Origin of the sequence: Pseudomonas sp. NPDC087342 (genome assembly GCF_044744265.1) — a bacterium.
In the GTDB taxonomy this organism is placed as follows: Bacteria; Pseudomonadota; Gammaproteobacteria; order Pseudomonadales; family Pseudomonadaceae; genus Aquipseudomonas; species Aquipseudomonas nunensis.
Genome location: NZ_JBIUXZ010000008.1, coordinates 140,328 through 152,927 on the forward strand (window position 1 = coordinate 140,328; position 12,600 = coordinate 152,927).

12 protein-coding genes and 1 pseudogene are annotated in these 12,600 nt (G+C 59.9%); 11 read left to right on the forward strand and 2 right to left on the reverse strand.

Features of this window, described 5'->3' with window-relative positions:
• The 4 genes and pseudogenes from ACIOYV_RS18525 to ACIOYV_RS18540 all read left to right on the forward strand — a co-directional run.
• Positions 1 to 113: pseudogene (locus ACIOYV_RS18525) on the forward strand (ureidoglycolate lyase); the annotation flags it as partial.
• 50 nt (positions 114 to 163) lie between these two features.
• Complete coding sequence (locus ACIOYV_RS18530) at positions 164 to 1,465, forward strand: urate hydroxylase PuuD (protein ID WP_401325811.1); 1,302 nt, start codon at positions 164 to 166, stop codon at positions 1,463 to 1,465.
• Between the two features lie 227 nt (positions 1,466 to 1,692).
• On the forward strand, positions 1,693 to 3,051 hold the full coding sequence (locus tag ACIOYV_RS18535; protein ID WP_401325813.1) for a nucleobase:cation symporter-2 family protein: 1,359 nt from the start codon (positions 1,693 to 1,695) through the stop codon (positions 3,049 to 3,051).
• Positions 3,052 to 3,629: 578 nt separating this feature from the next.
• Positions 3,630 to 4,415, forward strand: a complete 786-nt coding sequence (locus tag ACIOYV_RS18540; RefSeq protein WP_265044243.1) for an outer membrane protein OmpK — start codon at positions 3,630 to 3,632, stop codon at positions 4,413 to 4,415.
• 116 nt (positions 4,416 to 4,531) lie between these two features.
• Here the strand turns inward: ACIOYV_RS18540 and ACIOYV_RS18545 are convergent, their stop codons facing one another.
• On the reverse strand, positions 4,532 to 5,704 hold the full coding sequence (locus ACIOYV_RS18545) for a patatin-like phospholipase family protein (protein WP_401325816.1): 1,173 nt from the start codon (positions 5,702 to 5,704) through the stop codon (positions 4,532 to 4,534).
• A 35-nt stretch (positions 5,705 to 5,739) separates the two neighbouring features.
• Positions 5,740 to 6,672, reverse strand: a complete 933-nt coding sequence (locus tag ACIOYV_RS18550; RefSeq protein WP_401325819.1) for a lipid A biosynthesis lauroyl acyltransferase — start codon at positions 6,670 to 6,672, stop codon at positions 5,740 to 5,742.
• 118 nt (positions 6,673 to 6,790) lie between these two features.
• Between ACIOYV_RS18550 and minC the strand changes: the two genes are divergently transcribed.
• The 7 genes from minC to ACIOYV_RS18585 all read left to right on the forward strand — a co-directional run bounded on the left by minC (position 6,791) and on the right by ACIOYV_RS18585 (position 12,560).
• Positions 6,791 to 7,528, forward strand: coding sequence for a septum site-determining protein MinC (gene minC, locus ACIOYV_RS18555; protein WP_265044240.1), 738 nt, complete (start codon positions 6,791 to 6,793; stop codon positions 7,526 to 7,528).
• A gap of 201 nt (positions 7,529 to 7,729) precedes the next feature.
• On the forward strand, positions 7,730 to 8,542 hold the full coding sequence (gene minD / locus ACIOYV_RS18560; RefSeq protein ID WP_054049606.1) for a septum site-determining protein MinD: 813 nt from the start codon (positions 7,730 to 7,732) through the stop codon (positions 8,540 to 8,542).
• Positions 8,542 to 8,796 (forward strand): cell division topological specificity factor MinE, encoded by a 255-nt coding sequence (gene minE / locus ACIOYV_RS18565; RefSeq protein WP_007898843.1) that lies wholly within the window; start codon positions 8,542 to 8,544, stop codon positions 8,794 to 8,796. The genes minD and minE overlap by 1 nt, the downstream gene beginning before the upstream one ends.
• A gap of 183 nt (positions 8,797 to 8,979) precedes the next feature.
• Positions 8,980 to 9,615 carry an RluA family pseudouridine synthase gene (locus tag ACIOYV_RS18570; protein WP_054615679.1) on the forward strand — a complete coding sequence of 212 codons (636 nt, stop codon included), beginning with the start codon at positions 8,980 to 8,982 and terminating at the stop codon, positions 9,613 to 9,615.
• 44 nt (positions 9,616 to 9,659) lie between these two features.
• The gene (locus tag ACIOYV_RS18575) at positions 9,660 to 10,763 is read left to right on the forward strand and encodes a hypothetical protein (RefSeq protein ID WP_401325823.1); all 1,104 of its coding nucleotides are present in this window, start codon (positions 9,660 to 9,662) and stop codon (positions 10,761 to 10,763) included.
• 76 nt (positions 10,764 to 10,839) lie between these two features.
• Positions 10,840 to 12,129 carry a M18 family aminopeptidase gene (locus ACIOYV_RS18580; protein WP_401325826.1) on the forward strand — a complete coding sequence of 430 codons (1,290 nt, stop codon included), beginning with the start codon at positions 10,840 to 10,842 and terminating at the stop codon, positions 12,127 to 12,129.
• A gap of 254 nt (positions 12,130 to 12,383) precedes the next feature.
• Positions 12,384 to 12,560, forward strand: coding sequence for a hypothetical protein (locus ACIOYV_RS18585; RefSeq protein ID WP_177331444.1), 177 nt, complete (start codon positions 12,384 to 12,386; stop codon positions 12,558 to 12,560).
• The last annotated feature ends 40 nt before the right edge of the window (positions 12,561 to 12,600 follow it).

Consider the following 12,600-nt stretch of genomic DNA (forward strand, 5'->3'; position numbering starts at 1 on the left):
CGATCGAAAAGCGGGATGACTTCCTGGTGGTTGATCGCAGTGGCACAGGCAATAACTGCGATGAGCATTTTTTCAAAGAGGATGAGCGTTTGATCCTCGCCCCCCACCAATAAGAGAAGGTCTGATCACTCGACAACAGAGTGACAGGCGAGAGGTAAAGACTGTGGAAGCACATCTGTTGGAATGGCTGAACCTGAGCGTGCGCTGGGTTCACATGATTACTGGCGTGGCCTGGATCGGTGCGTCGTTCTATTTCGTCTGGCTGGAAAACAACCTCAATCGGGTCAACCCGAAAAGTGGTCTGGCGGGCGATCTGTGGGCGATCCATGGCGGCGGTATCTATCACCTGGAAAAATACAAACTGGCTCCACCGACCATGCCGGACAACCTGCACTGGTTCAAATGGGAAGCCTACTTCACCTGGATGTCGGGGATCGCGCTGCTGTGCGTGGTGTTCTACTCCAATCCGACGCTGTATCTGCTGGCACCGGGCAGCACCCTGAGCGGTCCTGAAGGTGTGGCCATCGGTATCGGCTCGCTGTTCATCGGCTGGTTCATCTACTCCTTCCTGTGCGACTCGGCCTTGGGCAAACGCCCTGCCCTGCTGGGTTTCATCCTGTTCGTGCTGATCATTGGCGCCGCTTACGGCTTCAGCAAAGTGTTCAGCGGTCGGGGTGCGTACCTGCACGTCGGCGCGATCATCGGCACCATCATGGTCGGCAACGTGTTCCGCATCATCATGCCGGCGCAACGCGCCCTGGTCGCGGCGATTGCCGAGAACCGCACACCGGATCCGGCGCTGCCGGCCAAAGGTTTGCTGCGTTCGCGACACAACAACTACTTCACCTTGCCGGTGCTGTTCATCATGATCAGCAACCACTTCCCGAGCACCTACGGCAGCCAATACAACTGGCTGATCCTGGCCGGGATCGCGGTGCTGGCGGTGTTGGTGCGTCACTACTTCAACACCCGTCACGACAGCCACAAGTTTGCCTGGACCCTGCCGGTCGCCGCTGTCGGCATGATCAGCCTGGCCTACGTGACTGGCCCGGCGCAGATGCCGAGCGCACCGGAAGTGGCCAAGGCGTCTGGCACCATCGAGTACCAGCCGTTGCCGGAAACCGCCCTCGGCGGTGGCGCCAAACCTGCTGAAGCCAAGCCTGCCGCGCCTGCCGCTGCACCGGCCCAGGCGTCGAATCAGGGCCCGGCGTTCGACAAGGTGCACAGCGTGATTCAGGAACGCTGCGCCGTGTGTCACTCGGCCAAACCGACCAGCCCGCTGTTCAGTGCAGCCCCGGCCGGCGTGATGTTCGACACCCCGCAACAAATCCAGCAATTGGCCCCGCGGATCCAGGCGCAAGCCGTCGCCAGCCAGATCATGCCACTGGGTAACATCACACAGATGACCCAGCAAGAGCGTGACCTGATTGGTGCCTGGATCAATCAGGGAGCCCAGACCAATTAAGTAAAAAGCCATTGTGGCAGTAGGGCTTGTGTGGCGAGGGGGCTTGCCCCCGTTCGAGCGCGAAGCGGTCGTAAACCCTGCGGATGCGGTCCCACAGACGGAACGCAACTGCTGAGTTTGGGGCTGCTTCGCGGCCCAACGGGGGCGAGCCCCCTCGCCACAGGCCCGCTCCCACAGGTTTGCCTGTTGCACAAAATCACAAGAATAAAAAAGATCCGAGGTGTTGCATGTCCGAGCTATCCGAAGCGCGCATCCCCGACGCACCCGCCATTCAGCGTTTGCCCCTTTTGCAACTGATCCTGGTCGGTCTGCAACATGTTCTGCTGATGTACGGCGGTGCCATCGCGGTGCCGTTGATCATCGGACAGGCCGCTGGCCTGAATCGTGAAGAAATCGCCTTCCTGATCAACGCCGACCTGCTCGTCGCCGGCATCGCCACCATCGTGCAATCCTTGGGCATCGGCCCGATGGGCATTCGCATGCCAGTGATGATGGGCGCGAGTTTCGCCGCGGTCGGCAGCATGGTGGCCATGGCTGGCATGCCGGGTATCGGTTTGCAGGGGATCTTCGGCGCAACCATCGCCGCCGGATTCTTCGGCATGCTGATCGCGCCGTTCATGTCCAAAGTCGTGCGTTTCTTCCCGCCACTCGTGACCGGCACGGTCATCACCTCGATCGGTTTATCGCTGTTCCCCGTCGCCGTGAATTGGGCCGGCGGCGGTGCTGGCGCGACGCAATTCGGTTCCCCGATTTACCTGGCCATCGCCGCGCTGGTGCTGGCGACCATTCTGTTGGTCCATCGCTTCATGCGCGGTTTCTGGGTCAACATTTCCGTGCTGATCGGCATGTGCCTGGGCTACGTCGTCTGCGGTCTGATCGGCATGGTCGACCTCAGCGGCATGGCGCAGGCGCCGTGGCTGCAGATCGTCACCCCGCTGCACTTCGGCATGCCGAAGTTTGAACTCGCACCGATTCTTTCCATGTGCCTGGTGGTGGTGATCATCTTCGTCGAGTCCACCGGGATGTTCCTCGCCCTCGGCAAAATCACCGACCGCGAAGTCTGCCCACGCATGCTGCGTCGTGGTCTGCTGTGTGATGCCGCCGCCTCGTTCTTCGCCGGTTTCTTCAACACCTTCACCCACTCCTCCTTCGCGCAAAACATCGGCCTGGTGCAGATGACCGGCGTGCGCTGCCGCTCGGTGACCATCGTCGCCGGTGGCTTGCTGGTGGTGTTGAGCCTGTTGCCGAAAGCGGCGTTCCTGGTGGCGTCGATTCCGCCGGCGGTACTCGGTGGTGCGGCGATTGCGATGTTCGGCATGGTTGCCGCCACCGGCATCAAGATCCTGCAAGAAGCCGACATCGGTGATCGTCGTAATCAGTTGCTGGTGGCGGTGAGCATCGGCATGGGCCTGATCCCGGTGGTGCGTCCGGAGTTCTTCGCGCACCTGCCGATGTGGATGAGCCCGATCACCCACAGCGGCATCGCCATGGCGACCTTGAGTGCGCTGGCGTTGAACCTGCTGTTCAACATTCTCGGTGGACGTGACCGCGCCGCGATAAACGACTGCGCCGCCCACACGCACTAACTGGAAAAACACAAACCCCCTGTGGGAGCGGGCTTGCTCGCGAAAGCGGTGTGTCAGAAACACATGAGTCGACTGATCCGACGCTTTCGCGAGCAAGCCCGCTCCCACAGGGTCAGCACTGCCTGCGCCTCAACAATAAAAACAAGAGGAAGCAACAGATGATTTCTATCCTCTCAAGCCTGTCGTTCAACGACGCCAGGCCCACTACCGCCAACCGTGCCCCAAACCTGTCGTCGGTGCGCTGTTGCGGGGCACTTGAGACCTGGCCAAGGAGTCAGTATTCTCCGCGGCCGCCCGAATCTGGTCTAAAAAAAAGCCCGGATTTAATTCCTGACCAAAAAGCCAACTTATCCCGGCTCTGGCCAGTACCAAGGCACCCCCGAATCGCTCTCAATCGACTGTTTTCGAACAGCCGAACGGGAGTTTTTTTGCTTTTCGAAAGCCTTGGCTCAGCTCTTGCTAACAGCATCAAAGCTGACCGATTGGATGAATTTTTACAGCAGCAACAAAAGGCGCCACACCAGAGCGCCGACCTAAGAAAAAAAACGTGGAACCACCTACTTTTTGGGAGCAACCGAATGAAACGTACGTGCACCAGCCTGATGCTTGCGGGATCTTTGCTGGCCGGGGGCCAGGCAATGGCCGGCGACCTGCTGCAATGGCAAAACAACAGCCTGACCTACCTGTATGGCAAGGACTTCAAGGTCAACCCGCACATTCAGCAGACCGTCACCTTCGAGCACGCCGATGGCTGGAAGTACGGGGATAACTTCTTCTTCGTCGACAAGATCTTCTACAACGGCGACAAGGATTTCAACGTCGGCCCGAACACCTATTACGGTGAGTTCAGCCCACGTATTTCCCTGGGCAAAGTCCTCGACCAGAAGATCGAGTTCGGCCCGATCAAAGACGTCCTGCTGGCGATGACTTACGAGTTCGGTGAAGGCGATACCGAGTCTTACCTGATCGGTCCAGGCTTCGACCTGGCGATTCCAGGCTTCGACTACTTCCAGCTGAACTTCTACCAGCGTCACACCGAAGGCCCGCGTGCGGGTGACAACGTCTGGCAGATCACTCCGGTCTGGTCCTACACCATTCCAGTGGGCGACTCGAACATCCTGATCGACGGTTTCATGGACTGGGTGGTCGACAACGATTCGAATTCCCACGGCGACTACCACGCCAACCTGCACTTCAACCCACAGGTCAAATACGACTTGGGCAAGGCGCTGAATTTCGGCGAGAAGCAGTTGTACGTCGGTGTGGAATACGACTACTGGAAAGACAAGTACGGGATCGACGACACCCGTGCGTTCACCACCAATCAGAACACCACGAGCTTCCTGGTGAAGTTCCACTTCTGATCTTAAAAGCTTCGCGGGCAAGCCTCGCTCCTACAGGATTGTGTCGTTCGCTGATGATGTGAACGACACAAACCCTGTAGGAGCGAGGCTTGCCCGCGAAGGCTACACCGCTAATCTCAAGCCGGAATCACAGGCTCCGCCAACCCGAGAAACCGACACAACTCATCCCGCTTGGCCAACGCATCTCGTCGCCCGAGATCAATCAACTCGCTGCAATACCCCGCCTCGAACAGCAGATAACTCAACACCCCCGCCCCACTCGTCTTCGTCGCCCCCGGTCCGCGCAGGAACAGGCGCAGCGCCGCCGGTAATTCCTGGCGATGTCGCGCGGCGATTTCGTCGATCGGCTGGCTCGGTGAAATCACCAGCACCTCTACCGGCGCCACGCCCAACGCACGGGTCGGCGTACCGTCCGGCATCAAGTGGCTGAACTGGTTGAGTCGTTGCAGCAGCTCGATATCGCTTTCCAGGCTGTCAATGAACGTGCTGTTGAGCATGTGCCCGCCGATCTGCGCCAGGGTCGGCTGCTGGCCGGTATAGGCCCGTTGCAGCGGTTGTTCCGGATCGACCCCGCGCGGGTTGCCGCTGACGCCCACCACCAGCACCCTGCTCGCGCCCAGGTGTAGGGCCGGACTGATCGGTGCCGACTGACGCACCGCGCCATCGCCGAAAAACTCCTCGCCGATTTTCACCGGGGCGAACAACAGCGGAATCGCCGAGCTGGCGAGCAAGTGGTCAACGGTCAATTGGGTCGGCACACCGATCCGGCGATGGCGTAACCAGGCGTCGATGGTGCCGCCGCCCTGATAGAAGGTGACGGCCTGGCCGGACTCGTAACCGAACGCAGTCACCGCCACCGCCTGCAACTGCTTCTGCGCGATGGCCTCGGCGATGCCGTGCATTTGCAGTTTGTCATTGAGCAGGTCACGCAGCGGCGAACTGTTGAGCAACGCCACCGGCACCTGGGCGCCGATGCCGAGCAAACTGTGGCTGACGAAGCGGCTGGCCTGATGGATCACTCCCGGCCAGTCGCTACGCAGCACCAGATGACTGCGAAAGCCTTGCCAGAACGCGGTCAGGCGTTCGATAGCACTGCGGAAGTCCAGCGCGCCACTCGCGAGGCTGACCGCGTTGATCGCCCCGGCCGAGGTGCCGACGATCACCGGAAATGGATTGTCCGCGCCCACCGGCAGCAATTCGGCAATCGCCGCCAGCACCCCCACCTGATACGCCGCCCGAGCCCCGCCGCCGGAAAGAATCAACCCTGTAACCGGTTCAGCTGGGCTCATCGCAACACTCCATGGTGCCTAAAGGGATCGCTGGTTCAACCGCGTTTTGCGTACAACTTGGGCTCGCCCGGCGGACGGCTCTTGAAGCGGCGATGAGCCCAGAGGTATTGCTCCGGGCATTCGCGCAAGGCGCCTTCGACCCACTGGTTGATGCGAATGCAATCCGACTCGTCGGTCTCGCCGGGGAAGTTATCCAGTGGCGCGTGAATCACCAGCCGATAACCGCTGCCGTCCGCCAATCGTTCCTGGGTGAACGGCACCACCAGCGCCTTGCCCAAACGGGCGAATTTGCTGGTAGCGGTGACTGTCGCGGCCTGAATCCCGAACAACGGCACGAAGATACTTTGCTTGGCGCCGTAGTCCTGATCCGGTGCGTACCAGATTGCCCGACCGGCGCGCAGCAACTTGAGCATGCCGCGCACGTCGTCGCGCTCCACCGCCAGCGAGTCGAGGTTGTGCCGCTCACGGCCACGTCGCTGGACAAAGTCGAACAACGGATTTTTGTGTTCGCGGTACATGCCGTCAATCGTGTGCTGCTGCCCGAGCAGCGCCGCGCCGATTTCCAGGGTGGTGAAATGCAAGGCCATCAGAATCACGCCCTTGCCGTCACGCTGGGCTTTTTTCAGATGCTCCAGGCCTTCGACATGCGCCAATTTGGCCAGGCGCTTGCGCGACCACCACCAACTCATGGCCATTTCGAAGAAAGCGATGCCGGTGGAGGCGAAGTTTTCCTTGAGCAGACGCTTGCGCTCGGCAGCGGTTTTTTCAGGAAAACACAGTTCCAGATTGCGCTTGGCAATGCGCCGTCGGTCGCCGGCCACTCGATACATCAGCGAGCCCAAGACACGACCGATAAACAGCAATGCCGGATACGGCAACTGGACAATCAGCCACAACAGCCCCAGCCCGCACCACAGCGGCCAGAAACGCGGAGAAAGAAATGCTGTACGAAAACGCGGGCGATCCATTAAAGGTTCCGGAAAGACAATGGCCGCGCATTCTACATCGTTCGACCCGGCTTGCGGCTCGCGGGCGTTCTCGTTATAAGTCTCGGCACTTTTAGTGACAAGCCGTTGTATGCCGACCATGAGCCAAACCGAACCGCTAGACCAAGATCCCGTGTTCCAGTTGAAGGGCAGCATGCTCGCCATTACGGTGCTGGAGCTGGCCCGCAACGACCTCGAGACCCTCGATCGGCAATTGGCCGCCAAGGTCGCCCAGGCGCCGAATTTCTTCAGCAATGCGCCGCTGGTGCTGGCCCTGGACAAACTTCCGGCCAGTGAAGGCGCCGTTGATCTGCCGGGCCTGATGCGCGTTTGCCGTCAGCACGGCCTGCGCACCCTGGCGATCCGTGCCAGCCGCATCGAAGACATCGCCGCCGCCATCGCCGTCGACCTGCCGGTGCTGCCGCCGTCCGGCGCCCGTGAGCGTGCGCTGGACCCGAACGAAGGCGTGGTGGTGAAAAAACCGGAAAAACCACCGGAGCCAACCGTCAAACCGACGAAGATCATCACGTCGCCAGTACGTGGTGGCCAGCAGATCTATGCCCAGGGTGGCGATTTGGTAGTGATTTCCTCGGTCAGTCCGGGGGCGGAACTTCTCGCCGATGGGAACATCCATGTATACGGCCCGATGCGCGGTCGTGCACTGGCCGGGGTCAAAGGCGACTGGAAAGCCCGGATTTTCTGTCAGCAAATGAGCGCTGAACTGCTGTCCATCGCCGGCCATTACAAGGTTTCCGAGGACCTGCGACGCGATCCGTTGTGGGGCTCGGGCGTACAAGTCAGCCTGTCGGGCGACGTGTTGAACATCATTCGGCTTTAACGGATACTGCCGCATTTTCCAAGCATCTCTAAAACGTAGCGAAAACGGCTCAAACGAAGTAGGAAAAAGGCCGAAAGCAGTGTTTACCGAAGGTACGCGCCGCCCAGGACCGGATTCCAGCCAAGGCTGTCCGACTGCAGTAGTTTTTCAAGAGATGTTTTTCAGGGGCTAAAAGTCCTTTTTCCTTAGGGGTGAAACACCTTGGCCAAGATTCTCGTGGTTACATCCGGCAAGGGTGGTGTGGGTAAGACCACCACCAGCGCCGCTATCGGTACCGGCCTCGCACTGCGCGGTCACAAAACAGTTATCGTCGACTTCGACGTCGGTTTGCGGAACCTCGACCTGATCATGGGTTGCGAGCGCCGCGTGGTGTATGACTTCGTCAATGTGGTCAACGGCGAAGCCAACCTGCAACAAGCCCTGATCAAAGACAAGCGCCTGGAAAACCTCTACGTACTGGCCGCCAGTCAGACTCGCGATAAAGACGCGCTGACCGTCGAAGGCGTGGAAAAAGTCCTGATGGCGTTGAAAGAAGATTTCGACTTCGTGGTCTGCGACTCCCCGGCCGGCATCGAGAAAGGTGCTCACCTGGCCATGTACTTCGCTGATGAAGCGATTATCGTGACCAACCCGGAAGTGTCCTCGGTACGTGACTCGGACCGCATGCTGGGCCTGCTGGCCAGCAAGTCGCGTCGCGCCGAACGCGGTGAAGACCCGATCAAGGAACACCTGCTGTTGACCCGCTACAACCCGCAACGCGTCAGCGACGGCGAAATGCTCGGCGTTGAAGACGTGAAAGAGATTCTGGCCGTGACCCTGCTGGGCGTCATTCCGGAGTCCCAGGCGGTGCTGAAAGCCTCCAACTCGGGCGTGCCTGTGATTCTCGACGACCAGAGCGATGCCGGTCAGGCATACGGCGATGCGGTCGACCGCCTCCTTGGCAAAGAAAAGGAACATCGTTTCCTCGATGTGACGAAGAAGGGCTTCTTCGAGCGCCTGTTTGGAGGTAAATAATGAATCTTTTTGACTTCTTTCGTGCCAGTAAAAAGGTTAGTACCGCGTCGGTAGCGAAAGAGCGTCTACAGATCATCGTGGCGCATGAACGCGGCCAGCGCAGTACCCCGGACTACCTGCCAGCCTTGCAGAAGGAACTGGTGGAAGTGATCCGCAAGTACGTCAATATCGGGTCCGATGACGTGCACGTCGCCCTGGAAAACCAGGGTAGCTGCTCGATTCTGGAACTCAATATCACCCTGCCAGATCGCTAGTCGATCCAGCGGGAGCCACGGCGGCTCAGGCCTGCGCCCCGTGTAGGAGCGAAGCTTGCTCGCGAACCCAGGCAACTCGGTGTATTTGACACACCGAGTTGACGCGATTCGCGGGCAAGCCTCGCTCCTACAGGGGGCGCTGGGTTCTGAGCCGCCGTTGGCGTTTGTTACGAGGCTGTTTTAATGCCGTTGTCCAATGTCCACATCCTCCATCAAGACGACGCCGTCCTGGTGGTGAACAAACCGACCCTGTTGCTCTCCGTCCCTGGCCGGGCCGATGACAACAAGGACTGCCTGATTACCCGTCTGCAGGAAAACGGTTACCCGGAAGCGCGAATCGTCCATCGGCTGGACTGGGAAACCTCCGGCATCATCCTGTTGGCCCGTGACCCGGATACCCATCGCGAACTGTCTCGGCAATTTCACGACCGCGAAACCGAAAAGGCCTACACCGCCCTGTGCTGGGGTCAGCCGGAACTGGACAGCGGCAGCATTGACCTGCCCCTGCGCTACGATCCGCCGACCAAGCCACGCCATGTGGTGGACCACGAATTCGGCAAGAACGCCCTGACCTTCTGGCGCGTGCTGGAACGTTGCGGCGACTGGTGCCGCGTGGAACTGACGCCGATCACCGGCCGCTCCCACCAGTTACGCGTGCACATGTTGTCCATCGGTCACCCGCTGCTGGGCGACGGGCTGTACGCCCACGAACAAGCCCTGGCGGCCTGGCCACGCCTGTGCCTGCACGCCAGCATGTTAAGTTTCACCCATCCTCAAACCGGCGAACGCTTGCGCTTCGAATGTCCGGCCCCGTTTTAAGCGCTGCCTGAGCAGTTGCCCGCTTTAAAAGGATCCCCATCCGGATGAGTTTTAGCGATTTTCTGGAAACACCCGTCAAAAAAACCCGTCACCAACTGCTTTACCTGATCTACGGCGATCAGGATGTTTACCGGCGCGAAGCCAAGTTCAGCATCCTGACCGCACTGTCCCATGTGAAAAATGCGAAATTCCCGCGCATCCGGATTCTCACGGATCGCCCTCAAGACTATGCCGGCTGGCCGGTTGAAACCGTGTTCCTGAGCCAGGACATCTTGACCCGCTGGCAGGGCGAAAACGGCTACCACCATCGGCGCAAGGCCTGCGCCATTGCAGCCGGCCTGAAGCTCGCGGAAAAGACCCTGTTCGTCGATACCGACACGCTGTTCACCAGCGACCCGAACCGGGCCTTTCGCAAGATAAAGCCCGGCCAGTACCTGATGGATCGCTTCGAGTACGACTGGCAATACGTCTGCGAGCGCCCCGAATATCAGAAACTCGGTAAGTGCCTGGACGCCCACGGCGTCACCCCGGACAACGGCTTCAAGCTGTACAACAGCGGTTTGTGCGGCGTGACCCAGCGCGACGGCCCCCTCCTCGACGAATCCATCCGGTTGATCGACGAATGGACCCGGGACGGTTTCGATATCCACACCATCGAACAGATTGCTTTGTCGTTCGCCATGCACGGCAAACCCGTAGGGGAAGCGAAAAAGTACATTTATCACTACTTCGCGGAGAAGCGTTTCTTCCACGCGATGCTGGCTTATTTCTTCGATCGGCATGGCGAACAGTTCAACCTTGAACTGATCGAACTGTGCCGCGATGTGCCACGGATCAAACCGTTCCCATCGTCTTGGCAACGGTTAAAAATCAAATGGAAGTTGCGCAACCAGAGCGGCGCCCTGCGCAAGGTCGGTCGCGACCTGTTGTATGGCAGCGCCGCACCCGAGGGCCCGTACTATTCGGCCTGCCGCCATGAATGGTGGGAATGCGCCACACGGGAGATTCTGCGTTGGGACCAGAGCCGTCAGAAAAAGCTGCTGAGCACCCGCAGTCTCTGGCCGGAGCAACTGCCCAAACCGGAAAAACCCGAAGATGAACGGGTGATCATGCAGTACCTGAAAAAACGCGTCGCGGCCGCCGGTTGATACCGGCGGCACATGCCGTGCCCAAAGCCCCAGGCCAATACGTTAAACTGCCGCCCATTGCTGTCTGGAGTTTCTTATGCGCGAAGAGTTGAACCAAGGCCTGATCGACTTCCTCAAGGCCTCCCCTACCCCGTTTCATGCCACTGCCAGCCTTGTTCAGCGCCTGGAAGCGGCGGGTTTTTCGCGTCTCGACGAGCGCGAGCCGTGGACCATCGAAAGCAGCGGTCGTTACTACGTCACCCGTAACGATTCATCGATTGTCGCGTTCAAGATGGGCCGTCATTCGCCCCTGCACGGCGGTATCCGCCTGGTCGGCGCCCACACCGACAGCCCGTGCCTGCGGGTCAAGCCGCAACCGGAACTGCAACGCCAGGGTTTCTGGCAACTGGGTGTCGAAGTCTATGGCGGTGCGTTGCTGGCGCCGTGGTTCGACCGCGACTTGTCCCTGGCCGGCCGCGTAACCTTCCGCCGCGACGGCAAGGTCGAGAGCCAATTGATCGACTTCAAGGCGCCGATCGCCACCATTCCCAACCTGGCCATTCACCTCAACCGTGAAGCCAACATGGGTTGGGCGATCAACGCCCAGACCGAATTGCCGCCGATCCTCGCGCAATTTGCCGGTGACGAGCGCGTGGATTTCCGCGCCGTGCTCACCGACCAACTCGCCCGCGAACACGGCCTCAACGCCGACGTGGTGCTCGACTACGAGCTGAGCTTCTACGACACCCAAAGTGCGGCGGTCATCGGCTTGCATGGCGATTTCATCGCCGGCGCGCGCCTGGACAACCTGCTGTCGTGCTACGCCGGTCTGCAAGCGTTGCTGACCACCGAAACCGACGAAACCTGCGTGTTCGTGGCCAACGATCACGAAGAAGTCGGTTCCTGCTCGGCCTGCGGTGCTGACGGCCCGATGCTTGAACAGACGTTGCGTCGCGTGCTGCCTGAGGGTGATGAATTCGTACGCACCATTCAGAAATCCCTGCTGGTCTCGGCGGACAACGCTCACGGCGTGCACCCGAACTACGCGGAAAAGCACGACGCCAACCATGGTCCGAAACTCAACGCCGGCCCGGTGATCAAGGTCAACAGCAACCAGCGCTACGCCACCAACAGCGAAACCGCCGGGTTCTTCCGCCATCTGTGCATGGCCGAAGAAGTCCCGGTGCAAAGCTTCGTGGTGCGCAGCGACATGGGCTGCGGCTCGACCATCGGCCCGATCACCGCCAGTCACCTGGGCGTGCGCACCGTGGACATCGGCCTGCCGACCTTCGCCATGCACTCGATCCGCGAACTGTGCGGCAGCCACGACCTGGCACACCTGGTCAAAGTGCTGAGCGCGTTCTACGCCTGCCTCGAGTTGCCGTAACCCGGGAATTGTGAAGACCTATGTGGCGAGTGGGCTTGCCCACGTTGGGTCGCGAAGCGGCCCCAAAACCTGCAACCGAGGTGTATCAGGTACACCGAACTCAATGGTTTGACGACTGCTTCGCAGCCGAACGGGGGCAAGCCCCCTCGCCACAATGGGTTTACTGGGCAACTGACTCATTTCTGATACACCCCACCACCGGTCGCCAAAAAGCCACCTAGACTTAAATCATTCCTTACGACAAGGCTGTCGCCATGATCTCGATGTCTTCGTTCCACGCCATGCTGATCCCCATTCTCACCGGGATGATCATGCTGGCCATCGGCTTTAACTTCCGTGACAAGAATGCCGGCGTCTTCGCCATGTGGCTCGGCATGCTGTTGATCCTCGCCACGGTTGTTTACAAGATCCTGGCCAAACTCAACGAATAAATCCGCGCGCCCGCTCGCATTGATTTTGACGGGCTCGTAC

Bases quoted from the DNA above. Each gene is read 5' to 3' on its own strand.
- ACIOYV_RS18585 (WP_177331444.1), top strand. From the start codon at position 12,384: ATGATCTCGATGTCTTCGTTCCACGCCATGCTGATCCCCATTCTCACC.
- ACIOYV_RS18550 (WP_401325819.1), bottom strand. From the start codon at position 6,672: ATGGATCGCCCGCGTTTTCGTACAGCATTTCTTTCTCCGCGTTTCTGG.
- ACIOYV_RS18540 (WP_265044243.1), top strand. From the start codon at position 3,630: ATGAAACGTACGTGCACCAGCCTGATGCTTGCGGGATCTTTGCTGGCC.
- ACIOYV_RS18545 (WP_401325816.1), bottom strand. From the start codon at position 5,704: ATGAGCCCAGCTGAACCGGTTACAGGGTTGATTCTTTCCGGCGGCGGG.
- ACIOYV_RS18575 (WP_401325823.1), top strand. From the start codon at position 9,660: ATGAGTTTTAGCGATTTTCTGGAAACACCCGTCAAAAAAACCCGTCAC.
- ACIOYV_RS18535 (WP_401325813.1), top strand. From the start codon at position 1,693: ATGTCCGAGCTATCCGAAGCGCGCATCCCCGACGCACCCGCCATTCAG.
- minC (WP_265044240.1), top strand. From the start codon at position 6,791: ATGAGCCAAACCGAACCGCTAGACCAAGATCCCGTGTTCCAGTTGAAG.
- ACIOYV_RS18570 (WP_054615679.1), top strand. From the start codon at position 8,980: ATGCCGTTGTCCAATGTCCACATCCTCCATCAAGACGACGCCGTCCTG.
- ACIOYV_RS18580 (WP_401325826.1), top strand. From the start codon at position 10,840: ATGCGCGAAGAGTTGAACCAAGGCCTGATCGACTTCCTCAAGGCCTCC.
- minE (WP_007898843.1), top strand. From the start codon at position 8,542: ATGAATCTTTTTGACTTCTTTCGTGCCAGTAAAAAGGTTAGTACCGCG.